Annotated in this window: 15 protein-coding genes; all 15 read right to left on the reverse strand. The window is 32.6% G+C overall.

The features are described from left to right. Window positions 1-3,107 (reverse strand): TonB-dependent receptor (locus tag ACSHW5_RS05935; protein ID WP_435675194.1); only part of this gene is annotated, 3,107 nt, incomplete at its 3' end. 553 nt (window positions 3,108-3,660) lie between these two features. Next, the gene (locus ACSHW5_RS05940; protein WP_435675195.1) at window positions 3,661-5,124 is read right to left on the reverse strand and encodes an alpha-L-fucosidase; all 1,464 of its coding nucleotides are present in this window, start codon (window positions 5,122-5,124) and stop codon (window positions 3,661-3,663) included. A 285-nt stretch (window positions 5,125-5,409) separates the two neighbouring features. Further along, window positions 5,410-6,867, reverse strand: a complete 1,458-nt coding sequence (locus ACSHW5_RS05945) for a sulfatase-like hydrolase/transferase (protein WP_435675196.1) — start codon at window positions 6,865-6,867, stop codon at window positions 5,410-5,412. A gap of 50 nt (window positions 6,868-6,917) precedes the next feature. Then, window positions 6,918-8,984 carry a T9SS type A sorting domain-containing protein gene (locus ACSHW5_RS05950; protein WP_435675197.1) on the reverse strand — a complete coding sequence of 689 codons (2,067 nt, stop codon included), beginning with the start codon at window positions 8,982-8,984 and terminating at the stop codon, window positions 6,918-6,920. A gap of 72 nt (window positions 8,985-9,056) precedes the next feature. Further along, a complete protein-coding gene (locus ACSHW5_RS05955; protein WP_435675198.1) occupies window positions 9,057-12,032 on the reverse strand; it encodes a T9SS type A sorting domain-containing protein in 2,976 nt (991 codons plus the stop codon). A gap of 12 nt (window positions 12,033-12,044) precedes the next feature. Further along, window positions 12,045-14,450 carry a T9SS type A sorting domain-containing protein gene (locus tag ACSHW5_RS05960; RefSeq protein WP_435675199.1) on the reverse strand — a complete coding sequence of 802 codons (2,406 nt, stop codon included), beginning with the start codon at window positions 14,448-14,450 and terminating at the stop codon, window positions 12,045-12,047. Between the two features lie 12 nt (window positions 14,451-14,462). Further along, entirely contained in the window at window positions 14,463-16,265 is a 1,803-nt protein-coding gene (locus ACSHW5_RS05965) for a T9SS type A sorting domain-containing protein (RefSeq protein ID WP_435675200.1), read from the reverse strand. A 93-nt stretch (window positions 16,266-16,358) separates the two neighbouring features. Next, on the reverse strand, window positions 16,359-17,297 hold the full coding sequence (locus ACSHW5_RS05970) for a T9SS type A sorting domain-containing protein (RefSeq protein ID WP_435675201.1): 939 nt from the start codon (window positions 17,295-17,297) through the stop codon (window positions 16,359-16,361). A 26-nt stretch (window positions 17,298-17,323) separates the two neighbouring features. After that, the gene (locus tag ACSHW5_RS05975) at window positions 17,324-17,470 is read right to left on the reverse strand and encodes a hypothetical protein (RefSeq protein WP_435675202.1); all 147 of its coding nucleotides are present in this window, start codon (window positions 17,468-17,470) and stop codon (window positions 17,324-17,326) included. Between the two features lie 14 nt (window positions 17,471-17,484). Beyond that, on the reverse strand, window positions 17,485-18,432 hold the full coding sequence (locus ACSHW5_RS05980; protein ID WP_435675203.1) for a T9SS type A sorting domain-containing protein: 948 nt from the start codon (window positions 18,430-18,432) through the stop codon (window positions 17,485-17,487). 25 nt (window positions 18,433-18,457) lie between these two features. Then, the gene (locus ACSHW5_RS05985) at window positions 18,458-19,591 is read right to left on the reverse strand and encodes an alpha/beta hydrolase fold domain-containing protein (RefSeq protein ID WP_435675204.1); all 1,134 of its coding nucleotides are present in this window, start codon (window positions 19,589-19,591) and stop codon (window positions 18,458-18,460) included. Between the two features lie 26 nt (window positions 19,592-19,617). After that, entirely contained in the window at window positions 19,618-20,007 is a 390-nt protein-coding gene (locus ACSHW5_RS05990; protein ID WP_435675205.1) for a hypothetical protein, read from the reverse strand. Between the two features lie 55 nt (window positions 20,008-20,062). Further along, complete coding sequence (locus ACSHW5_RS05995; RefSeq protein WP_435675206.1) at window positions 20,063-21,880, reverse strand: arylsulfatase; 1,818 nt, start codon at window positions 21,878-21,880, stop codon at window positions 20,063-20,065. 156 nt (window positions 21,881-22,036) lie between these two features. Continuing rightward, the gene (locus tag ACSHW5_RS06000) at window positions 22,037-23,611 is read right to left on the reverse strand and encodes a RagB/SusD family nutrient uptake outer membrane protein (protein ID WP_435675207.1); all 1,575 of its coding nucleotides are present in this window, start codon (window positions 23,609-23,611) and stop codon (window positions 22,037-22,039) included. Between the two features lie 29 nt (window positions 23,612-23,640). After that, complete coding sequence (locus ACSHW5_RS06005; RefSeq protein ID WP_435675208.1) at window positions 23,641-26,613, reverse strand: SusC/RagA family TonB-linked outer membrane protein; 2,973 nt, start codon at window positions 26,611-26,613, stop codon at window positions 23,641-23,643. Window positions 26,614-26,617 lie beyond the last annotated feature (4 nt).

The following is a 26,617-nucleotide window of genomic DNA, read 5'->3' on the forward strand; positions in this document are numbered from 1 at the left end:
ACTGCAAAAACTGACGATATGTTCTTTGGGTCGTTAGCTATATATCGCACAGTATTTGTACCCGTTAAATTGGTAATACTCGAATTTAAATTTACATTTTTAGTTATATTATATTGAGCACTCAAACCAAATATTGCATTTCCAATCGTATAATGAGATTGATCTTGCCCTATATAACCAAGACCTGCAAGACGGCTTAAATAATTACTTCTGTAAGATCCTGTAGCTCTAAATGTAAAACCATATTTTTGGTAATATAAAATTGCTTTTCCACTATATTTTGATGTTCCAGGCAAGCCTAGTGCTACATCTTCTCCTGTTGCTGATATAAATTCACTTTGTGTATACGTAAAGTTAGCAGAAAAACCGAAACCACTAGCAAAACCTGGTAAAAAAGTAAAATGTTGATTTAACCCAGCTTCAAACCCGTATACCTGCGCGTTAGATGCATTATTTACAGGTTGTCTAATATCAAACAAGCTATCTTCTAATCCTTCAGGTAATGAAATACCTATTTTTTCTATACCTGGAAATGGTTGCTGATACTGCCATATTACACCCGCATAATTTCTAAGGTCTCTATAAAACCCACCTACTGTAAAAATACCTCCATTTTTGCTATAATAACTTACAGCAGTATTAAAAGACCAAGCTGTTCTAGGCACTAAATCAGCGTTTCCAGATCTAATTGTGTTAAAATATTCACCTGGCGCATAGCTTTCAGAATCAGGGTTTAATACTTCTGATGATGGATCTATAAAACTAATTGTATTGTTAGGTAGTAAATTTCTAACTCTAGGTCTTGTCAATCTTTTACTAGCAGTTAATCGAAATTTTAAATTTTTTCTTAAATCTATTGTCCCATTAAAACTTGGTAAGAAATTTAGAGTAGTATTATCTGTTACAAGGTATTGAGAAAAACCAGTATCCTCAGTTTCCGTATCATCTATAGGGTCATAATATACAATGGTTGAAAATCCTGAAGATGCATTATTATATTTAACAAGTGATGACGAAAACCTTAAAACTGCTTTACGCCCGAAAATTTTAGTAGTTAACCTTACATCTAAATATGCTTTAAGGTTACTTTCTAAAACCTGATAAGATCTATTTGCATTAAACCCAACGTTATCCTCTTCTCCTGGAATTTCCGAAAGTGATTTGTCAAAATTAAAAATTTCACCTCCATTATAAGAAGAAAATTCTGGATCTGCATTCCAAAGTGCTAAACCCGAACTAGCTAGCCAATTATCTAAACCAGTACCTCCTTCTAAGAAAACTCCATCTGTTCTAGTACCTTGAGAAGAAAAGTTTTTATAAGCAATTAACTGTGCTGCAGTAAGGCCAACACTACCATTTTCTTTTACATAACTATTTGTGTTTATCCCAAATCGTCTAGACTGAGTATTGCTATAATCATAACTTAAACCTCCAGATACTCTAATTTTTTTACTCATTCTATAATCCGCATCTATTTTAGCCTGAAATTTATATCCTAAATTTTTTGTAACATTATTTCCTATATTCGGAGCAGCGGTAGCTAAGACCTCACTACTGTATATATTAGGAAATCCATAAGAAAAATTCCCGCTTCTTATATCTAAAGATAAATCTTGACGATTAAAATCTTCAAAATCCTGATTATAAACTATAGTTCCACTATTTACTGTCTGTCCAATAAAATTAATACTAGAATAAGAAACATCTCCTACTAAGTTTAATTTCTTATTTGCATTGTATCTAATGTTTAAACCACCTAAGCCACTTTTTGTAGTATTCTTAACCTGTGTATTTCTACTTCTTAAAGTATACCCAGCATCTGGAGCACCTTCTAGGTCGAAATATGTTAAATGCTGCCCATTAAAATCAAGAGAACCTGGCGCCCATAATGTGTGACTAGTAATACCTGTATTATTATTAGTAGTCGTATAAAGATTATAAGTTGTTTGCAAAACATCTCTTTGAGAATCAGCTACAAGACCAGTGAATGTATAATCCAGCATAATGTCTAATTTCTTATTCGGTTTGTATTGAATTCCTAAGGAGGTTGCCGTTCTTGTATTTATTCTTTTATTAATACTATTACTATTATTACCAGGCCCATAATGTGTACTATCAGTAGCAGCATAAAAAGTATCAATACCTTCATCATACACGCCATTTTCATTGTTATCTATTGTATAACCTCTAGGCAAGTGACCTCCTAGACCAGCTGAATTTTGAACCGTTAAATCTTTTGATTTTAAAAAAGTAACAAATGCCCCCAATTTATCATTAATTTTACCACCAAATGCCATTGAAGATCTACTTCCCAATTCTGGTTTTATACTATTGGCTGTAGTTCTAGAAGATACCACACCAAAATATTTTTTCCCTCCTTTGTAACGCATATTTAAAGGTCTTATAGTACTAAAGTTTACATTTCCTCCAATACCACCATTACTACCTGCACCCCCAGTTTTATTAATAGAAGCACCACTAATAATCTCTGTTGGTATAACATCTAAGTTAAACTGTCTTAAATCACTATACCCATCAGTTCCTGCAGAAAGTGGAGACCTACCATTAATGGTTACCTCTACAAATTCTGGTCCTAAACCTTGCACAGAAATTCTATCTCCAGTTGTACCATCTACATTTCTTTCTATTTGAACACCAGCAACTCGCTCTAAAGCATCTGCAGTATTATTATCTGAAAAGGCACCAATGTCTTCTGATGTAATAGACTCTATGATATCATCCGAGTCTCTTTTATCTTTAATAGACTTTAATTGAGCTGCCCTTAAACCCACAGTAAGAGTAATTTCCTCTAATTGGTTTGTACTTGGAGCCATTATTATATCTATAACTTCTTTATTTACAAGTACTGTTTTCTTTTGATAACCTATATAACTAAATTCTAACTGATTGCTACTTCCTTTTAATTTTATAGAATATTCACCATCAAAATTTGAAGTAGTTCCGTTCTTAGTTCCTTTTTCTATAATGCTTACACCAAATAACTCTACACCTTCATTATCAACAATTTTACCTGTTACGGTTTTTTGTTGCGCAAATGCAAAAAAAGTATTTAGAACTATCAAGATAAATAATGTGTTTGTTTTCATTTTTGATATATATTTAGTTTTAGTTAATTGTTTCGTATATAAAATACTTAATCCCAATGTTTTATTTGTATGATTAATTAGTTCAAAGATAGCACGGATGTGTTTTTTATCATTGCTGAAATAGCCCATTCAGTTGCTTAAATCTACTTTTTAATAAAAAATAATAGTTGAGATGTTTAGTTGATCTGAAGTTGGCAAACCGATAGAGGCTTTTAAAAAAAATAAGTGAAGAAAGAGTTCTGTATTAGACCTATTTGATAGATTATCTTTATCACATAAGACCTTAAATACTTCTCGAAAATTTCTAAGATATGGATTCGAAACTTTAACTATTCATTTTTTTTAATCTTCAATAAAAATAAAAGTTAATTATATCAATATACAACCATTAAATTTACTTAAACAAGTACAAGAACTCTTGCATACATCACAGCTCTCTTTTATACCTTGACTCAAAAACCTTCCTGGAAAAAATAAAAAAACTTCCAGGAAAGCATCACTTTTTATATAATTCTACTATGTATTCCCGTTTCTATCACTCGAAAATTAAATATTAATATTTAATTTTTAAAGCATAACCATTTGGGTCTACTACTTTTTTGTCTAAGGTTACTTCTAAGCCTTCTTTAGTCTGTTGCCAAGATAATGCTGAATCATCACCCAATAAAGTTACACTTTTTATTTCTGCTAAATTTTCTAGAGTTAAGCTTTGAATAATTACCTTTTCGTTTTCTTTAGGATACGCTAACGCTATAGCATATATTGTATTTTCTTTTTGAGTAAACCAAAAATCTTGTGGTGTAAACTCAAATTTTAAATCGGCTTTTTCTGCTCTATCATGAGTTCCGTTCATTTCTATTTTGGTAGGACCTTCTTGTGTTACTTTCCATTTTCTGGTATTGTAAATAGCTTCACCATTTACTGCTAAAAACTTCCCTACTTCTAATAAATTATTTGCAGATTCTACGGGAACTTCTCCTGATGCTTTAGGACCAATATTCAACATATAATTACCACCTTTACTAACAATTTCTGTTAACCAAAACAACAATTCTTTTACAGATTTCCAATCGTTATCATACGAATTATAGCCCCAAGAATTATTGGTAGTACCCACTGTTTGCCAAGGTTTGGTAATTGCTAAATGATCTTGTGGAATTTTATTATCACCAGGAATATCAAAATCGCCTAAATCGTTACCAACTCTTGAATTTACCAACATATTTGGTTGTAAATCATAGGCTATTTTGTAAAATTTATGACTTTGTTCTGGTGTTACATAATGTGGAAAATCATACCATAGCGTGGTTAAATTAGGAAATTTTGTTAGTATTTCTTTTACTTGTGGATACGACTTATTTTCTAAATACTCTGAAAAAGTATTTGGACTTGGATCCCAAGTATTCACTCCTGCTTTACGTTTTACTCTGTCATGCATTTCTCCTCTAGATGCAATATATTCAGAAAGACCACAATCATTTGCATCCATCCAATCAATATTATGTGAATAATACAAACCAAAATCTATTTCGTATTTTTGACAAGCATCGTATAATTCTTGCACAATATCTTTTGGATATGGACTTGCATCAGTAATATCATACTCACTTACTTTAGAATCATACATGGCAAAACCATCATGATGTTTAGAGGTAATTACCAAATATTTCATACCTGCATCTTTTGCTAATTTTGCAATAGCATCAGCATCAAATTTATCTGGGTTAAACTGATTTGCTAATGCTGCATATTCTGCTCTAGGTATTCTAGCACCAAACTGAATCCATTCTGCTACTTTTGGTCCTTTAAGTTCTTCCATTTTTTTACCTTTCCAAATTCCTCCTGGAATGGAGTACAATCCCCAATGAATGAACATACCATATTTAGCATCATTAAATGCTTCATTAGATTTTTCTTTGGATGAACTCATTTGTTCGTAAGTAAGAGCAGGTTCTTGTTTGCAACCTAAACTTATTGCAAAAAGTAGTGTTAAAAATATTTTAGTTATATGTTTCATTTTGTTTAAAATCTATTTTTAGAAAGCCACAATTTTGTAGCAATTTAATTATAAGGTCTATATCTTTTTTAATGGGCTAAATAATTTAAATTTATAACTTTCCCGTACAGTTTGTCACTCCGTAGTGAGTCTTTTTATTATTAAGCCAATCAAACTTAATACTCCTATGGCGTGACAAACAAGGTGGTAAAGAAACTGAACTGTTCATGGAAAAATTATTATTCCTATAAACACTCTTTTTTCAAAAAAAGTTGCCTTACCATTATAAATAACTTTGGTTAAATTTTATTTATTAACCTTCTTTTTCTTTTTAACTTTTTTACCCTTTTTCTTAGTAGTCTTTCCTTTTTGTCTAACAGAAGATAAAGTACTTGCTTTTGGTTCGGTTGGTAATGTTGCTTTCCATTCTTTTACCATTACTAATAATTTAGCCGCTTTTTCTGGATTATTTTTTGCTAGATCATTTTCCTCTTTCCAATCTTCTTTAATGTTATACAACTCATATTTATCACCGGTTACATCCACAACAAGTTTCCAATCTCCTTCTCTAACTCCAAGCGAAGGCCATGTATAATCATGACTAGCTCCACCTCTCCATTCCCAAAAAATTGGCTTACTTCTTTCCAATCCTTTTCCTGTAAAGGCAGACATCATACTTTCTCCATCTGGTTGAAAATCATTTGGCATTTTAATACCTGCTGCTTCAAAAAATGTAGGCAATAAATCTACTGCTGTTACCACAGACGTTTTATCTTCTACACCTGCTGGTATTACTTTTGGCCATTTAGCAACAAATGGTACACGAATTCCACCTGCAAACAAAGATCTTTTTTGACCTTTTAACCCTCCTGTTTCTCCTACAGAATAATATTTACCAAGACCCGCTACTCCGTCTTCTTCATTACCTTTATGCAGTTTTTCTTTTTCTGAACCTTCCCATTCTGGACCATTATCGGTAGAAAAAACCACTAAAGTGTTTTCATCTAAGTTTAATTCTTTTAATAACTTTGCGATTCTACCAACTGCTTCATCTCCTTCAGCAATTATAGAAGCATATACTTGTTTTTGTGCATCTAGCTTACCAAATTTATCCATGAATTTTTTTAATGGATAATGTGCTGTATGTGCTTCATGCAACCATAGATTTATAAAAAATGGTTTGTCTTTATTTTTTTTGATAAATTTTTCAGCATAATCTACACCTACAGAACCACCTTTAGGGATACTTATTGTACCTGAACCATTAAATGTGGCATACTCATCATAACCATAATCGCTTTCTATTGGCCCATCTTTTGCTTTCCATCCTAAATGCCATTTACCAAAATGTCCTGTTACGTATCCTGCTTTTTGAAATTCTTTAGGAAAAGACATCCCATTAGGATCCATCCAATCTGGCATGCCTCTTTTTTGATGTGCTTTCCATCCTTGAAAGTGCTGATGAATAGATTGTCTTGCAGGAAACTGACCAGACATAACAGCTACTCTACTTGGTGAACAAACAGGGCTATTTACTGTAAAATTAGCGAAGTCCATTCCTTCAGAAATCATTTTATCAATGTTTGGGGTTTCTACCCAAGTACTTCCATGGTCACTAATATCTCCATAACCCCAATCATCAGCAAAAATGAAAATGATATTTGGTTTTTGTGCTTTGGTTTGATCTTTGGTTTGTGCTTTTGTAAATCCTGCACAAGATGTCATCAAGTATAGGAAGCATAATATTGTTATTCTATTTGCCATTTTTAAAAATTTAATTTTCATATTAGATATTATAAAATCTTAAGTTATATTTATTCTTTTATTATTTTATTGAAGAAGATATCACCTTCTTCGGTTTGCACTCTAACGATGTATATTCCGTTTTTTAACGTTGAAATATCAATTGTTTTTTTTCTTGTAATATCAATTTTTACCAATTTTCCTGTAACATTAAAAACTTGTGTCTTTACTGAATAGCCATTAAACGTAATTTGATTTTTTGTTGGATTAGGAAAAACAACAAAAGATTTTCCTGACTTTTCAATAATTTCATCAGTACCTAAAGTTAAGGTTGATACATCTACACGCGCTTGCACAGATATATTTTCTACAGACCATTTATCATTTGTTGCAGTTGATCCGTTTTTAATGGTAAACGACAGAATATTTGTATCTGTTGCTTCTGCTACTAAATCTACTATTTTTGTACCTTCTCCATTAAATCTTCCTAATTCAAAATCTGTAGATCCATCCGCAGAAAATGTAAATCTATCACCCACATTATGTGCATTTACTATAGTTATAGACTTAAAAGTGTCTATAGTAATATCTTCTGATGTTAAACCGCTTGTTCCTGTAATATTTCCAACCGTTGCATTTGAAATGGTTGCAGAAAATCCTTGATCTCCTTGAAAAATTCTATCTCCGTAAACATTGTTTGCGCCATCATCACTTATTGCCCAACTTTTTGAAGTTGATGTATTATTACCATCACTAACTCCAGATACAATTACGGCATTCGGATATGTTTCTGCATTAAAACTAGGTGTAACTGTAATGTTTATTTCAAACGTTGCATCAGACCCTTCTATGTTTCCTACACCTGTCATAGTAACTGCTCCTGAACTATACGTAGTATTTTCTGTTGCTTTAATATGAACTTCTGTTGTAGTACTAGAAGTATCTATTACTTCTTCCATTGTACTGCTATACATGCGCTCTTCACTATTAAATACATTAATGTAAAAATATTTTGTTCCCTCTGGCAATGTTGCGGTAATTGTATTTGTTGCTTCTGCCACTTGCGCATCTATCACTAACCAATCGTAAGAATCTTGTTCCCAACTTGCTACTTCACCTGTGTAATATAATACAGCACTTTTTACATCACCTTCAAAAGAAGCTGTAACTGAATCTTCAGAAACATCGTTAACAACTACCTTTAAAGGAGCTGTTCCGTTTTTGGTAATATAATCTGCAAAATCATATATTTCTTCTGGTCTGTATCCTGCAACTGTACTATGAGACATTAAGTGTTGAAAACGCACATATTTTTCACTATTGATAAGATTGTAACTTTTAGAAGCAATATTCATTGCAAACTGCTTGTCATTATCACCGTTAACATAAAAAACTGGTAAATTTTGCAAAGGCATATAAAGAGAAGGTTCCCAATTGGCAAAATAAAATTCTTTTTCAGCTTCCGTATTTACTAGCATGTCTACACTATACTTAGGACTTTCGTATAAATAACCACAACCGTAAACCGGAACTGAAAATGAAAAACGATCATCAATACCAGTAATTACATTGGTTAAAACACCTCCCCAAGAAATACCGTTTATTCCAATATTAGAAGCATCAACTTCAGGAAAACTTCTTAATAAGCTGTTGGCCAAAATAGCATCTGCCGTTGCATGATAAAACCATTGTTCATCTAAATTTTCATCAGCATCTCTAAAAAAACCAGCCCTTCTTGGCCCAGAATATTCCCATGTTTGATACCAACCATTTTCTTTTTCTCCTGGTAACTGTCCTTCATGTGCAATTGCAATTGCAATATACCCACGGCTTGTCCATTGGTTTACCCAGTTAGGAAAAGCTGTTCCACCACCACCGTGAACTAAAACAACGGCTGGAGCTTTTTCTCCTTCTGCTAAATTTTCCGGAACTCCATACCAAGCAAATACTTTTGATGGGTTTTCACCATAATCTAGTGCATCAATAAACATTCCTTGTATGTTATCGTACTCTCTATAAGCATCATAATCTGTGGTAAGATTATAATTTGGCGTATTAAAAACACCTGCGTCTGTCAAAGTATTTTTGATAAACTGAGGACCTTCTGTCTGAGCTCTAACAACAGTTATAGCTGTCATAAAACAAACTATAAAAACTATGTTAAGCTTTATGGTTTTAATGTGATTATATGAAATATCGATTATATTCATTTATTCTATTAATAATTTTTTGAAGTAAATATTACCTTTTTCAGTTTGTACTTTAACAATGTAAATTCCATTCTGTAGCGTTGAAATATCTATTGTATTCTTTCTATTATTTTCAACTTTCACCAATTTTCCAGTTAGATCAAAAACTTGCGTCTTTACTGAATAACGATTAAATGAAATTTGATTTTTTGCTGGATTTGGAAATACACTAAAAGGCTCAATTTTATTTTGATTTATATCTGAAGTTGATAACCTATTCTCTTCAAATTTAATAATAACATTAATTCCTTCTATAGCCCATTTATTAGTAGCTTCTGAATTTCCAACGCCTATAGCAAACTCATTAATAGAATCTGTATTTAAAATAGTTTCTAAATCAATTTCTTGTGTTTGATTTTCTAATCTACCTACATCAATATTAGTGTCATTATATTTTAATGAAACAAAATCGTTTGTAGATTGTGCATTAACAATAACAAGAGATTTAAAATTGACGATTATATTATCTGAAGTAAAAGATCCACCATTGGCATTAAAATCTACAATTTGAATATTATTAATACTTTCTACCCATTCGTTATCACTACCTGTAAAAATATCATCACTATTACTGTTTGTTCCATCTCCTAAACCCCAAGAATTTTCTGTTGCTGTGCCTCCTGAAATACCAGAAATTACGGCTTTATCACTGGAAGGTGTAACATCTATTGAAATTCTATAGGTTGCTAATCCATCTGGTGCTGTTTGAACATCAGAATACATTACAGCCTTGGTATTGATACTATAATTTGTACTTGCCGTTGCTTTTATTTGAACAGCTGTTGAGGCAATTTCTGAAAAAACATTTAATGTTACTTTTCTATCAGTTCCTCCGGAAGCATCATTCACTTGTAAATTAAATTCATACTCGGTATCTGTTGTTTCTGTTGGAGTTCCGGTTAAAGTCCATTCACCAGATGCTGTTTCTGTAATAGTTAACCATGACGGAAAACTGCCAGTAGCAATCAATGATGTAATTACATCTCCTTCCGGATCCCAAAAGTCAATACCTTCTTTTAATGTATGTGTGTATAAGAAACCTTTGTAAGCCGATGGTAAAATAGTATGAGCTCTTGCCCAATTTGGTGGTCCTGGATTTTCGTATTCTGCAAGGTAATTATCCATACCCTCCAATAGCACATATACCCAATCATAAATTGTAGTTTCTGCTCTATTAAAAGATCCTCCCCATGTCATAGAGCCACCTGCATGCATTGCCTCTAAGTTCCATTGATTAAAATCTTCTTGTTCCCATGCTTGTGTAGGTCCATATTTCCATGCTGTTGTTGATAATTTTGAATGAAAATTCCCAACAATCTTATCATCCCAATCCCAACTTCCACCTGAATGTACAAACCCATTGGTTTCTGTCATACGGGTTACATATTGGTAATTAAGGTTGAATTGATTTCCATTTTCTTTTTCTGCATGATTATTATTTCCTCCAAAAGCATGTCCAAAGGTAAAGTCTTCAAATCTAACGGGATGTGCATAAGGATAGGCATTATAGCTTGTTGTACTCCTTCCATTATTAAAAGCAATTGGAATATCAGGATTACCTGCATGCACAGCATTTGCAAAAGCTTGATATATTCTTTGTTCTTCTACAATACCACTTGTGGCATTATCTCCATTTTGTCCCATAGTACTGCCGTCATCAAAAATCCATGAATCTAAGTATTTACCATAACGTAATGCATAATCTTTCAGAAAATATTCTGCATAACAAAACATATATTTTCTCATAGGAAAATTATCAGTGGCATCTTCATAGGTTTCAGTATCTCTATTCCATATACCAGTATGGTAGGGTTTACTATTAATAAAGGCCTGTACTTCTGGGTCTGTATCGCAATATGCTATCCAACTATCTACAAATGGTTGAAGATAGTCTGCATTTGGACCCACAAAATTTTCAGAATTTGTGTAGGTTTTTACATAAAAACCAGCAGCTTTAATTTTTAAAATATCCGCTAGCATTTTATCATTATCAGGTGTATCTGAATTTAAATCTCCCCAAGCCGGGGCAGCTGCATCTCCACCAGCTAACATATCAAACAATTTATGAGGCACTTTGTGTTCTGCTGATAATACAGCGCCGTTTGTAAAACTTACACCTAAACGATCTAATGTTTTAAGGTTCTTGATCCTGTCATCTACTAAATCTACTAGAATTTCTGAATTCCAAGTTCCTCGTAATTTTACTGCGCGTTCTCCTAAAGCATATCTTTTTTCTAATGTTATAGACTGAATTGATTTTCCATCACCATTATCACTTTGCCCATACACTGCAACATGGTAATTTTTATTGAAATCAAAACCTTCAAGTAATACACCAGATTCTTCATAAACATCATTAATACGATAAGACCAATAACCACCAATACCTATTTCTATAGTAACTTTTGTGGTTTCATCTGTGGCAAACTGTACGCTGGTTCCAGATTCATCTAAAGTAACCCTTTCTGTAGTGTTGGTAAAATTTAATCCTCTTGCTGTTGCGTCTTCATTAGTTGTTAGATTAGCTCCAACACTATATACTGATGTTTCTGCTCTAAAAGGATTAAAACCTGAATACGTTGCTAAATCAGTTTCATCACTTATTAAACCAAAAGAAAAATTATGCCCAGCAACATCCTCAATAGATCCTGTGGTATATTCTATTGTTAGCTTAAAACCATCTTCAGATTGATAGGCTGATGTAGAATACAACAATGCTCTATTTTGAACATTGGTACCATTATTATTGTATTCAAAACCTCCATTTGATGGGCTAGCCCAAGTAGCACCGCCTTCTATAGACAATAACTCATTTGATGATGTTTCATCGTAAAATACTTGAGATTGTATGTTATACATTCCAAATAACAAACAAAAAAGTATGACTAAGAAATTACGCTTACCCACATTTATCAATATTTTTTCTTTGTTATTCATTCTTTAATTAGATTAGTTTGAAGTTTGTTTTATAAATTTTTTTATAATAGTTTTTCCCTCGGAATTAATTCCTTTTAGGATGTATATACCCGACATAAAATCTGAGATATCTATATTTTTTGTTTCTTTTGAAAAAGTTTTCAATTCTTTTCCGGTTACATCTATAATTTTAACCGTATGCAATGGCATGTTAAATGAAATTTGATTATTTGCAGGACTTGGAAATAAAACAAATGGGACTATTTCTTCTTGATTTATTTCAGAAGTAGATAAACTACTATCATTAATTTCAATAGCTATATTTATTCCTTCAACTGACCATTTATTAGTTGCTGAATCATTTCCTGTTCCAATAGCAAAATCAGTAATATTAGTAGTTGAAGTTTCTAATTCTAAATCTAGGGTTTCTAATTTGTTTGCTAAACGTCCTGGATTGTACGTTGTAGCATCAACTATTAAGGAAACAAAATCATTTACGGATTGAGCATTCACAATAGTAATAGATTTAAAAAAACCTGAAAAGTTGTCTACAGTAAGAGATCCTCCATTGGCATTAAAATCAACAATTTGAATATTATTAATACTTTCTACCCACTCGTTATCACTACCTGTAAAAATATCATCGCTATTACTGTTTGTTCCATCTCCTAATCCCCAAGAATTTTCTGTTGCATCACCTCCTGAAACCCCAGAAATTACGGCTTTATCACTTGTAGGTGTAACATCTATTGAAATTCTATAGGTTGCCAATCCATCTGGTGCGGTTTGAACATCAGAATACATAACAGCCTTTGTATTTATTCCATAATTAGTACTTGCTGTTGCTTTTACTTGAACCTCTGTTGAAGCAAATTCTGATAAAACGTTTAATGTTACTTGTCTATTAGTCCCGCCAGTTGCATCGTTTGCTTGTAGATTAAAATTATAATCTGTATCTACTGTTTCTGTAGGAGTTCCGCTTAATGTCCAAACTCCAGGATCTGTTTCTGTAATGGTTAACCAAGAAGGAAAACTACCTGAAGCTATAAGTGATGTAATAACATCTCCTTCTGGATCCCAAAAATCAAACCCTTCTATTAATTTATGTGAGTATAAAGAACCTTTATGAGCAGGTGGTAAAATAGTATATTGTCTGGACCAATTTGGTGCTCCGGGAGACTGAAATTCTTTTAAATACGTATCCGTAAGCTCAAACTGAGTTAAAGCATAAGGTTGTAATGTTAGAACTGGCGAATTTTCTAAATTTGTTCTCACTAAAGGAGTTCCCCAAGTAATTGCTCCTCCACTTATAAGACCTTTGGTAGTCCATTCTACAAATTCTTCGTCTGTTAAACAAGGAGTATTGCCTGCATTCCATGATGTAGAACTTTGTTTTGGAAAAAAATGCGAAACAACATTATCATTCCAATCTCTTGAATCATCTCTAAAAGCATATCCATTATAAGCTATCATCCATTCAATAATTCCAAAATTATAGAAATATAAAGGATCTCTTGGTTCCACCATGTTTCCTGCTCCTCCAAAAGGATGTCCAAAAGTATAGTCATCAAAAAGAGTGGCTGTTGTAAACGGGTTTCCTTCTCTATCACCAACACTATTATTAAATGAAATTGCTGCGTTTGGATTTCCTGAACGACAAGCTTCAGCAAAAGCTTGATAAACTCTTTGTTCATTTACATCATCAGATGCAGGATCGTCTCCACACTCATTTTCCATAATATTATCTGCAGAATCAAAACACCATGCATCAATTAAATCTCCATAACGTTCTGCATAATCTTTCAAAATAAATTCAGCATAGCAAAACATGTATTTTCGTCTGCCATCTCCATTATGGTAGGTTTGACTGTTTATAAAAGTTTGCGCTTCTGCATTGGTATCACACCATTCTTTCCATCGATTTGAAACGTCTGGATAATTAGTTTGCGTATCATCTGGATTACGAGCTAATAAATTATATGAATTTACATATATTTCCGTTTTTAATCCTGCTGCTCTTAATGCTTTTAACCAGCTTAAAAGAGGATCATCTACTGCTTCTCTAGGAACTGCCAAATTAATTATATCACCATTTGTATCAGTATCTCCTTGCCATAAACTTTCTATTATAGGATGAGGTCCAACATGTATTGGAGAAAAAATATTTGGACTCGTTAATGGAAGTTGTACATAATCAATGGTTCTAAGGTCTTTTATTTGAGTAATAAAATCATCAATTCTAATACCTTCAATATTACCATTGTAATTGCGCTCAGGCAACCATAACAAACCTAAAGCACCTTTCATCCAATCTGCTCTTAATCCTTGATCTGGATCTGGAATCTGAGCTTCTGCCTTTGGCAAAATAATTAGGGTGCATAAAAAAGTAAATAGAATAACTATTTTTCTGTTTTTTATAAATTTCGGTTGTGAGCTCATCATCTATATAATTTATTTTACAAACTTTTTAATCATTTTTATTCCATCTGTACTAAGCCCTTTCAAAATATAAATACCAGATTGTAAATTGGAAACATCTAACTTTTTTATTTCTGAATCATAGGTTTTAACCACCTTACCTGTTAGATCTATAATTTTTGCTGAATGAATTGGAATGTTTAATGAAATAGTATTATTTACAGGATTAGGAAATAAATTAAAGGATTCCTTATCTAATTCTTTGGTATCGGTAGCAAGTACTCCACCATTAACTTTCAAATTAACCCATCTATTATTTCCACCAGTTGCGTCTTCTACTCTTAATCTAAAATCATAATCTGCCAATGCTGTTTCTGTTGGTGTTCCGCTCAAGGTCCAAACACCAGCTTGTGTTTCTAGGATGGTTAACCAAGACGGAAAAGTATCTGTTTCTACAGCAAAAAGTTTAGTTATTATATCTCCTTCAGAGTCCCAAAAATCAACTCCATCAATCAAGTTATGCAAATAAGGTTCTCCTACAGTAGCATCAGGTAAAACGGTATGTTGTCTTGCCCAATTTGGTGCACCAGGAAATTGATGTACACTTAAATAATCTTCTAATAATTCTAATTGAACCATTGCCCAATCTTGACTTAATAATTTATTTTCAAAATTATATCTGCCATTCAAAGGTATACCGAAGGATACGGCACCATTGCCTAACATCATTTTACCATAATACTCTGCAAACACATCATTAGAAACACCAGGTTCTGAACCAGCATTCCATTTTGTGCTGCTCATTGGTGGGTCATAATGTCCTACTACCTTATCATCCCAAGTTCTGGTTTTACCATCATTTATATGAGCATAACCATTTCTGTCTGCTGTCCATTTAATGATAAATTCATTCGCTGGATTGTCTCCTACGTTTTTTCCTCCGTTAAACGGATGTCCAAACATATAATCACAAAAAAGTGTAGCAGGCGTAAACGGATTGTCTACCAAATTATTACTACCAGGTGAATTTTGAAAAGAAACTGCTGCTTCCGGATTACCTGCATGACAGGCATCTGCAAAGGCTTGATAAATTCTTTGTTCGTTCACATCATCACTATCTTGATTATCTCCACCATATTGCCACATATAGCGTCCTGAATCAAAACACCAAGCATCAATTAAATCTCCATATCTAATGGCATAATCCTTTAGAATATATTCTGCATAGCAAAACATATACGGACGATTTTCATTATCACCATCTGTATGATAAGACTTGCTATTTAAAAAAGCTTGAGCTGTTGCGTCTGTATCGCACCAATTCATCCATCTATTAGTTACATCCGGAAAATCATCTGGTGACGAGTTACCTACTCTTCTAAGCATATTTGAACTATTCACATACACTTGCACTTTTAGTCCTGCAGCTTTTACCGCTTTAATTACCTCTAAAAAAGGGTCTCTACCTATAGATGCTCTAGGAACAACTAAATTTATTGGATTTCCACTACTAGTATCACCTTCCCAAAATGATTCTATTAATGCATGCGTACCCGCATGAACAGGTGAATATATACTTGATTCATTTAAATGAACCTGAATATAATCAACTGTTTTAAGATGTTTAATTTGATCTAAAAAATGTTCAATCGTATAATCTCTGCCTTCATATACACCATTAGCACCTCTACCAGGTTTCCAATTTAAACCATAGGTTCCTCGCAACCAATCTGCTCTCAGACCTAATTCTGGGTCTAGAACTTGTGCTTCAAAACTTATGTTAATTGAAAACGAACATAAAAGAAACACCAATATATGAATTGTATTTTTTTTCATCTTTTGATAAAAAATTGCAGATTAAAAAGTTTCATAATTTAAGTAAACCGAAATTTTATCCTTTTTACTTAAATTATGAAATGGTTTTTATGATTATTTAACGATTAATTTACCTGTAGAAATTGCACCAACTTCCGATTGAATTTTAACAATATAAAGTCCAGAACCAATTCCTGATACTTCTAAAGCATCAGAAGATTTAAATGTTTTAACAGCTTTACCCGTTAGGTCAAAAAGTTGTAAAGTTTCAAAGGCTTTGTTTACAGAAAAAGCTCCATCTGTAACTGTTGGAAAAATAGTTAAAGCATCATCTTTTTTATTAATAGTATTTACTCCAAGAGTGGTATCTTTAGTAAAAGTAAGAGCCCAATTAGTACCAATAATTTGGTAAGAATCATTCGCCTCTGTAGAACCATTACCAAGTGTAAAAGCAGTTACCCCAGTAGTACTTCCTACTGTTGTTTCTACTGCTGGATCTGCTCCATTTGTATAAGGAGTCCCAAATGTAATCGTTCCAGATCTTGCTGCTCCCTGTCCTATGTTAAAAGTACCAGGATTAGTTCCTCCAACAATCGTAAATAAAGGTTGATCATTAGCACCATTCATATTAAAAAGAGTAACTCCCGTAAAATGTATATCTGAGATAGCATCTACTGTATAAGATGTTTCACCTGGATTAAAATCAATAACTGTTAAATTACTAGTGGTAATAGTTTCAACCAAGTCTCCGTCAATTGAAGCCCCATCAACTCCATATCTATTATTACCATTACTCTCAATATAAGCACCGCTACCTGATGCAGTTGAATTAGGAGTAAGAGTGACTTGAATTTTAAATGTTGTCCCTTCTACTGTTTGTTCAGATGTTACAATATCAATTGCTCCTCCTGCATATACAGTAGTACCCACAGTTCTAATATTGCTACTTATAAGTACCTCTTCCGTTTGTGCGTTTGCATTTGCAAAGCTAAATACCATCGCAAAAATAGCTAAGCCTGTTTTAATTGTTTTAAATGTGTAATTTTTTTTCATGATAAATTTATTTTAATTATTAATATTTACTGTTTATACTTTAAAAAGAAGTCCACAGTTTTTTGTGTGATTACTTCTAATGTTGGCTCAATGTTACCTCCTGCTTTTCGCCAATTATGTTCTGCATTTTTTATGGTAAATACATCAACATTAGCTTCTATTGTGCATGTCAAAGAAGGTTTTAAATCTACTTAACAATCATTTTGCTAGTAGATGTAGCACCTGTAGCAGATTTTAACGTTACTATATACAAACCTTGTACAATACCAGATACTTCTAAAACATCAGAGCTTTCAAATGATTTTACTGTTTTACCTGTTAAATCAATGATTTTTAAAGTTTTAAATTCTTTGTTTACAGAAAAAGTGTTTTCAACTATAGTTGGAAAAATAGAAAAAGCATCTTTTTTTACATTATCATCTACAGAAGCAGTTGCGCTTGTTGTAAATGTATACCCTACATTCAAGCCTAATAATTGAAAATTACTTACTCCGTCTGTTGCTCCATTAGTAGCAGTAACAGTAGTTATATCTCCCTCTTGTGATCCAATAGTAAAAGGAGTACTTGCTTGGTTGGTATATTCTACACCAAATTCTAAAACTTCATTTATAGTTGCTAATTGTCCTAACTCAAAGGTACCAGCATTGGTAGCTCCATCAACAGTAATACTAGCATTATCTGCAGCTCCATGACCACTTCTAATCGTTATTGCTCTAAAATTTAATTTTGAAATGGCAGCTTCCGTATACCCTGTTCCATTATCATTAAAGTCGATAACTTCTAAAGTATTAAACGTTATCACATCACCAAAATCTGAGTTAAGGAAATTGGGAGTATTAGTAGCATCTGTACTATCACCAACACCAAATCTTCTATTTGTTGCATTCCCAATAAATGCATTGTCATTTCCTGAGGGAGTTGCAGTAAGTTGTAGTTTAAAAGTTGCTCCTTCATGGGTTATTTCACCTGAAATAAAGTTAGCTGCACCGTTAGGATATGTTAAAATAGTAGCATCAGGTCTTATACTAGTAGCATATTCAGTTTCAGTTTGCGCATTTACCTGTGTAAACCCTGCTAAAATAGCCATAATCACTATTCCTTTTTTAATTGTTTTTAAGGTGTAATTTTTTTTCATGATATATTTATTTTAATTGTTAATATTATTGTTTATACTTTAAAAAGAAGTCCACAGTTTTTTGAGTGATTACTTCTAATGTTGGGTCAATGTTTCCTCCTGCTTTTCGCCAATTATGTCCTGCATTTTTTACAATAAACATATCTACATTGGCATTAATTTTATCTGCTTTTTCTTTTATATGATAAGCATGCCCTACAGGTATGGTGGTGTCATTATCAGCAGCCATCATGTACAAAGGAGGACTATTTTTTGTTAAATAAAATATAGGACTCATCTCTTTATACATTGTTAACATTTTAGAAGGGTTTGTTTCTTTTTTTGTAATTCTAGAACTAAACCTATCTGGATTTTTACTGGTATCTGTTGTTTCAAATAATTTTTTAATGGTAAAATCTGAAGGACCATACCAAGACACACCAGCAATAACTTTATATGAGTTACCAAAAAGCTTTTTATCACCTTTAAAATCATTTGGATTTGCAAGTGTTATCATTTGAGCTATATGACCTCCTGCAGAATCTCCTATGGGATAAACGCAGTTTGTGTCTAATGCAAATGCATCGCTATTTTTTGATAAAAAACGCAAAGCATCCATAGCATCTATAACACAATCGCGCATTAATACAGATTTTCTTCTTGTCAATCTATAGTTAATAGAAACTACTGCAAAACCTTGTTCCAACAACTTATAAAAAGGAGCTGCCACAGGATTTCTTGTAATATTTTCTTTACTTCCATTAAACCAACCTCCACCATGGGTATAAAATACAATTGGCAATTTTTTATTACCTATATTTTGTGTCGGATAATATATGTCTAAATACAAATCTTCTGCTTCTGTAGTTTTGTATTTTATATTTAGATTTTTCTTCCCTCTGGTTTTTAAATAAGGAATTTCAAATTTTGAAAATTCTTCTAATGATAGCTTTTTGTTATTGTCAGTATCATATTTTCTTAACTGTTTCCAAATCTGAAAGACTTCAGTTATATCTAGTTCTCCATTAGAATTACCATCTAATTTTTGGAATTCAGTTTTTGAATTTACTTCTGTATAACCTACTATTTCTTGCGCAACAGTTGTTGGAAGAATTAGTAAGTTTAAAACAAGTAGTATTAAAACTTGATGAATTTTTGAATTGAAAAATATGATTTTCATAATTTGAAAATATTATTGTTTATCTATTAATTATTTTTTTTCTTCTTCTTTTTCTTCTTATTATTATTTTTACACTTATCTCCAACTTCTTTAACAAAAGTCATTACCTCTTTTTTAGACTTCCCTGTTAATTTGCCTAAATCAGCAAAATATTTACGATTAATTCCTTTCGTTTTTCCTTTCACTTGATCTTTAGCAATTTCTCCAGCTTTAACGCCTTTTTTAATTTCAGCACGATCTTCTGAAGCCTTTACTAAAAGGTCATTTAGTTCACTTTTTTTATCATCAGATAGGTCAAATGTTTTGGCTGCTTCTGTTAAATAACAATCGTTATTTGCAGGTTTTCCTTTTTTCTTTTGTGCTGATAATGATATTGTAATAAACATTACAAATACTAAAGTTGCGATTTTCTTCATTTTTACTGGTTTTTAAATTATTAATTATTATTACTATTTATTATTACTATTTATATTAGTTGATACTATTTTCTACATTAATATAGAAGGCATTACTTAAGGTTCCATCTTCCATTTCAAACCAAGCTAACAGCTCTGTTTTTCCTGCTTCAACTGTAAATTGAAGATCTGCAGATTGCGCTGTATTGTCTACCTTTACAGATATTTCTTTGTCTCCAATTTTTAGAAAGGCTTTTTTAAATTTCATTGATTGTCCTTTGACACGTATATCTGTACTAGCAGTTTCTGGTCTTTCATCATCAATTTCAGCCCCTAATGCTACTCCACTTTCCATTGGCCAACGTCTTAATTTAAAATTATAATTTCCTGGTTTTACAAAATTCACAAAAAACGGAGCTGGTTTCATTGGTTCTCCTGTTCTTATCATTCTTTGGTTCCATGGTGGAAAATAATCTACTGTTCTTGCATCATGACAGGTAATAACTTCCATCTCATCTACACCTAAATCTATGGTAGAATACTTAGTTTCTTTGATTACACTTGTCCACCAAGATTCATAAAAAGCATTCATTTTTGCTACTCTTTCTGGATGTTGAGCCGCCAAATTATTTGTTTGTCCTGGATCGTCACTTAAATTATACAACTCACTTCCATTTACCAAACGCCAGTTTCCATCCATTACTGAACTTTGTTTTCCTTTTACAGGCCAAGAAATACGTTGTGTATCTGTAACTAAATAACGATCTTTAATTTTAGATTCTCCTTTTAAATACGCACCTATATTTGTTCCGTCCATTACTTTATCAGACGTAAAATTAATTCCCGCTAAAGACGTTAATGTTGGTAAAAGATCTACATGTGCAGTTAAATCTGAAAGTGATTTTCCTCCTTCTAATTTTCCATTTGGCCATCTAATAATAAAAGGCACTCTATGTCCGCCTTCATACTCACTTGCCTTAGTACCACGCATTTCTGCATTATACCCATGTATTTCGCCTGTTTTTTCATCAACTTTATAACCTCCAGAAGTACCATTATCCGTAGTAAAAATTACAATGGTATTTTCTGCTATTTTTAACTCATCTAATTTTTGTAATAGTCTCGAAAAATTCTCATCTGCATTCGTAATCATTCCGTAAAAACGCTTTTGGCTTTCTAATAAACTGTCTTCGTTTTTATACAAATCATAATATTTTTGAGGAACATTGTATGGCGAATGAGGTGCATTTAAACTTAAATAACATAAAAATTGATCATCTTTTTTGCTCTCTATAAACTTAATTGCTTCATCAAACCAAACATCTGTACAATAACCTTCTACTTTTTCTGGAACTCCATTTCTGTGGTATGTGTCATCAAAATAATCATTATTCCAATAATCTGGAGTTTGACCTACACCACCACCACCATGGTAAAAAGTTTCATCAAACCCGCGGTCTTCTGGTAAAAATGGATGATTGTCTCCTAAATGCCATTTACCAAACATTGCTGTTTTGTAACCATTCTCTTTAAAAACGTCTGCCATTGTTACTTCTTCTCTATTTAATATAGAAGCTCCCATAATGGTATGCCATACGCCATTTCTGTTACAATTTCTACCAGTAAGTATTCCTGCACGAGTTGGTGCACAAGTTGTACCTACATGATAGTTTGTTAAGCTAATACCTTGCGTTGCAAATTTATCTATGGTAGGTGTTTTTATTATTTTGTTACCAGTATGCCCTAGATCTCCATACCCTTGATCATCTGTAATTACAATAATTACATTCGGTTTTTTCTTAACTTCTTCGCTTTTTTCAGATTTTTCAGTTTTACATGAAAAGCCTACGATTAAGAAGGTTACTAAAACTATAAATTTGTTAAATTTTATCATTCTTTTATTATTGTTAATTATTCAACTAGCTTTGATTTTACAGTAGTGTCTATAACCAGTTTAATCTTTAATATCCCATTGAATAAAACTAAGTATTTTAAATCTTATTCAATGGGTCTTTAAATTTAAACAATTAAAAACAAACTACAAATCAAATTATTCCCATAATGGGTTTTGCTTTAAAGCGCCACCAATAGCTTCACTTTGTAAAATATCTACAAGTGGTACTGGATATTGTGTATATCTTCCTGCTGGAGCATTTGAAATAAAATCTGCCTCATCTTGTGCGCGTTCAATAGCCACTGTAGATGCTCCTGCAGCCGTTTCAGCAGCTGGTAAACCAATTACTGTAGCATCTAGTATTCCCCAACGAATAAGATCTCTTTTTCTACCCCAGAAACCTTCACCACACAACTCCCAAGCACGTTCATTACGTATGTCTTGCATTGTAATTGAAGTATAATCTGGCAAACCTACTCTCTCAGTTCTTTTGTAATTAATGGCTGCAAGTGCTGCTGAAGAGGAACCTCCTATCATAAACTCTACTTCTGCAAGCAATAAATAAGCATCTGATAATAAAAAGATACGTTCTGGAGCACTTGAGTTATTTTGTGCTTCATGTTCTAGCATTAAAGGATCACTTGGTGGTACAAGCCCACGCATTAACTTAGGAATATAAATCTTTGCAAATTTATAATTAGTAGAGGAAATTGTATCTTTAGTTACCTCATCAATTTGGTATATTGTATGATTGTCCCATACATTATAAAGTTTTCTTTTATCATCATCATCATACGTATCAGCAAAACTTTTTCTTAAGGTAAAAGGTGCAGAACCATTGGTCATTCCTACATCTTTAAAAGCATTATTCTTTACACTGCTACTCTCTGCTGCTAAATTCGGACGGGCTGTTGTATTATTAGTACTTAATACATCTGTAAGGTATTCTTTCCCAAAAATAATCTCTGAATGAATTTCATTACCTTCTCTATACATATCTGCATAATCATCATTCAACGTCTGTGGAGAATTCGTAGTTACCTCTATAAGTTCTGTACGAGCTGCAGCCCATTCTTTTAACCAAACATGTGCATACGCTTTTAACATGCGTGCTGCCCAAACAGTTGGTCTTCCTTCATTATCTCCCCAAGTATCTGTAGATAAATATCCAGATTTAATTGCAGAATCTAAATCTGCAATCATATCTTGAAGAATTAATGTAGCATCTGTTTGCCCAATTAAGGAAAGTTCTTCAAGATTGGTTAATTCATCTCTCCAATAAGGAACATCTCCATACGTAGTTGCAAGATTTATATATTGAAATGCTCTAAAGAAATATGACTGAGCAACTACATTTCCTATTACGGCATCTGATAAATCAGACTTCACAATACTTGCCAAAGCTAAATTAGCATCTTTAATGTTAGAATATTGAGTTAACCATTTAAGTCTATTATCACTCACATCAAAATCGTAAGCACCAAACTTGTGTGATGCTGCTAAACTTATTCTACCTGAAACACCAACATCGGTTCCCAAGAAGAAAAGAAATCCTGAAGAACCAACACCTTCATTTAACTTGTTTAAGGCTAAAGTTGCTTCAGCTTCATTTTTGAAGAATGTTTCTGGGGTTAACAAACCTTTTGCATCTTCATCTAAAAAATTACTACAACTGATGAATATACCTAAAAAGGCAAACATCAAAACTTTAATTATATTTATATTTTTCATTTTAAGTGTTTTAATGGTTTAAATTTGAGTTAAAAGCTAACATTAATTCCCAAAAGAAGAGACCTGTTTTGTGGATACCCAATGGCATCAAAACCACGTTGAAGTTTACCATCGGCACCTGTACTTACATCTGGGTCAAAACCTACATAATCATTAGATTTTAATAAGAAAAGATTATTACCTGTTGCATAAACTCTAAACTTGGCCAATCCTTTAATTAAATCTTCTGGAAAATTATAGCCTATTTGTAAAGTACTTAATCTTAAATAACTAGCATCTTGTACATACAAACTACTAGAAAGATCATAGTTTTGACTACCAAACGCTGGATACAATGCGTTTTCCGTATTGTTTACAGAGTACATATTATTACGGATGGAAGCAAAACTATTCACCGAAATTTCATTTACTCTAAAAAACTCTTCACTATAGCTCTCATTACCAACACTAAACGCAAAGAATGCTGATATATCGAAGTTTTTGTAGCTAAAATTGGTTTGCAGTCCTCCAAAAAAGTCAGGGTTTGCATTTCCAATTACTTGATCGTCATATTCTTCACTATAAATACCATCTGGCTCACCATTTGGTCCACTTATATCTTCAAAAATAGCATCACCTGTAGTAGGATCAAAGCCTAAATATTTTGCTCCCCAAAATATTCCAACAGGTTGCCCAACCATTAATCTACTATTTTCATCAGTAGCTGGCGCACCTAGATTATTTGTAGAAAGAAATGTACTCTGCCCTAAATCTAACACTTTATTTTTAAACGTAGAAATATTTAAGGTTGCATCCCATTTAAAATTGTCTGTTTCAATTATTTTTCCTATTAAAGTGATATCTAGACCTTTGTTCTCAACCTCTCCAACATTAGTTAATAGCGTTCCTTCACCTGTAAATTCACTTACTTTTTCAGCCAATAATAAATCTGTAGTATTTTTATAGTAAACGTCTACCTCTGCAGAAAGTCTTCTATTAAATAATGAAATTTCAAGACCAGCATCAAATTGATCTGTTACCTCCCAACCAAGATCTGGCTTTGCAATTTGTCCTTGGGTTACCCCAGGTACTGTTACGCCATTTACAAGAATTGTAGTACCATCAATACCATAGTTTGCAATGGTGTTGAATGCCGCTACACCAGAATTTCCTGTTCTTCCGTAATTTACTCTAAATTTAAGATCATCTATAGTTTCTATATTCTGCATAAATGACTCTTCTTTTACTTTCCATGCAATAGATGCTGATGGAAAGTTTCTGTACCTTTGATTAACGCCTAAACTAGACTTACCATCTCTTCTAAGTGATGCATTAAAAATGTATTTGTCTTTATAGATGTAATTAATTCTACCAAAAACACCTAGTTGATGAATTTCACTATAACCAGAAGAAATAGAAACACCTTCTGCTGGTGCCAATTGAATAGCATTTACACCTACTCCATCACTTGGTATATCGTTTGCAGATATTTGAACATTTTCACTACTTTGAGTCTGAAACGAAGCACCTGCTAAAATATTTATAGCATGATCACCATACGTTTCTGAAAAGTTAAGCGTATTTTCATTTAAAAATTCTTCATTATTAGATCTATTAATAATTGCTCGTGCCAATCTATTGCTATTCATAATATAACTAGGATTGGTTGAAGGTGTAAAACGATGACGTTTATTGTTAATAAAATCTGCTCCTATAGTAGATTTCCAAATTAACTTATTGTCGTAGAAACCTCCTTGAATATACGTATTGATAAAAATCTTATCTAAAGTGGTATTATCATCATCTAATAAAGCATCCGCTAACAAGTGACCTGTTTCACTTGCTAATATAGGATTTGTACCTATAAAATAGTTACCCTCATCATCATAAACAGGTTTTGATGGATCTTCTCTTAGTAACTGCGTAAAACTTATGGTATTATTTTCTCTTTCTGTTCTTGAAAGTGAGAAATTAATCCCTGCTTTAAATTTATCTGATAGCTTAAAATCAATATTAGAACGTAAACTATATCTGTCAAAACCAGATCCAAGTATGATACCTTCTTGAGAAAGGTAACCACCAGACACGTAATATTTCACAGACTCACTACCACCACTAACAGATAATTGATAATCAGACAAAGTAGCCGCTCTTGTCAATTCTTTCTGCCAATTAGTTTCCGTTGTTGGAAGGTTGTTTAAATCAAAAGGCAAGTTGGTTTGATCTGTAGCAATGTCATTAAACCATGTTGCTAATTCTCTTGACGATTGCACATTAATTTCATTTGGTAAAGTTTGCATACCAGAAGACATTCTAAAGTTTACAACGGGCTTACCAATTTTCCCCTTTTTTGTAGTAATGATTATTACACCATTTGTTCCTCTAGCACCGTAAATTGCAGTTTGAGATGCATCTTTTAATATTTGCATAGACTCTATATCATTAGGGTTCAATGATGATATATTATCTGCTCCTACAAAGCCATCTACCACATATAAAGGGCTATTCCCTCCTGTTATTGAGTTACCCCCACGAATAACAATTACTGGTGCACTACCAGGAGCTCCACTAGAAGAGGTAACTTGAACACCTGCTGCCCTTCCTTGAAGTCCATTATCTAAATTTGCCGTTGGCGCCAAATACGCTTTTTCAGCATCAACCGTTGCTACAGCACCTACTAAGTTTTTTTTCTTAACGGCTCCATAACCAATTATTACTATTTCATCTAAGCTAGCAGCGTCTTCTTCTAAAACCACTATTATCTTAGTTTGATTTCCTACAAGTATTTCTTTTTTAGAAAAACCTATATAAGAAATCTCCAATATGGATTTTTCACTACTAACACTAATAGAAAAATTTCCATCAAAATCTGTCTGTATACCATTAGAAGTACCTTTTTCAAGGATACTTGCACCTGGAAGCGGCAGACCTGTACCATCTGTTACATTACCAGTAATTGCTTTTTTTTGAGAAAACATGGTTATGGATAAAGTAACCATAAAAGCAAATAAAATTTTCTTCATAATT

Source organism: Polaribacter sp. (assembly GCF_051251875.1).
Classification (GTDB): domain Bacteria; phylum Bacteroidota; class Bacteroidia; order Flavobacteriales; family Flavobacteriaceae; genus Polaribacter.

Coding starts and splice junctions, on each gene's coding strand:
- ACSHW5_RS05985 (WP_435675204.1), bottom strand. CDS start 19,591: ATGAAAATCATATTTTTCAATTCAAAAATTCATCAAGTTTTAATACTA.
- ACSHW5_RS06005 (WP_435675208.1), bottom strand. CDS start 26,613: ATGAAGAAAATTTTATTTGCTTTTATGGTTACTTTATCCATAACCATG.
- ACSHW5_RS05965 (WP_435675200.1), bottom strand. CDS start 16,265: ATGAAAAAAAATACAATTCATATATTGGTGTTTCTTTTATGTTCGTTT.
- ACSHW5_RS05945 (WP_435675196.1), bottom strand. CDS start 6,867: ATGGCAAATAGAATAACAATATTATGCTTCCTATACTTGATGACATCT.
- ACSHW5_RS05940 (WP_435675195.1), bottom strand. CDS start 5,124: ATGAAACATATAACTAAAATATTTTTAACACTACTTTTTGCAATAAGT.
- ACSHW5_RS05970 (WP_435675201.1), bottom strand. CDS start 17,297: ATGAAAAAAAATTACACATTTAAAACAATTAAAACAGGCTTAGCTATT.
- ACSHW5_RS05960 (WP_435675199.1), bottom strand. CDS start 14,450: ATGAGCTCACAACCGAAATTTATAAAAAACAGAAAAATAGTTATTCTA.
- ACSHW5_RS05995 (WP_435675206.1), bottom strand. CDS start 21,880: ATGATAAAATTTAACAAATTTATAGTTTTAGTAACCTTCTTAATCGTA.
- ACSHW5_RS05990 (WP_435675205.1), bottom strand. CDS start 20,007: ATGAAGAAAATCGCAACTTTAGTATTTGTAATGTTTATTACAATATCA.
- ACSHW5_RS06000 (WP_435675207.1), bottom strand. CDS start 23,611: ATGAAAAATATAAATATAATTAAAGTTTTGATGTTTGCCTTTTTAGGT.
- ACSHW5_RS05980 (WP_435675203.1), bottom strand. CDS start 18,432: ATGAAAAAAAATTACACCTTAAAAACAATTAAAAAAGGAATAGTGATT.
- ACSHW5_RS05955 (WP_435675198.1), bottom strand. CDS start 12,032: ATGAATAACAAAGAAAAAATATTGATAAATGTGGGTAAGCGTAATTTC.
- ACSHW5_RS05950 (WP_435675197.1), bottom strand. CDS start 8,984: ATGACAGCTATAACTGTTGTTAGAGCTCAGACAGAAGGTCCTCAGTTT.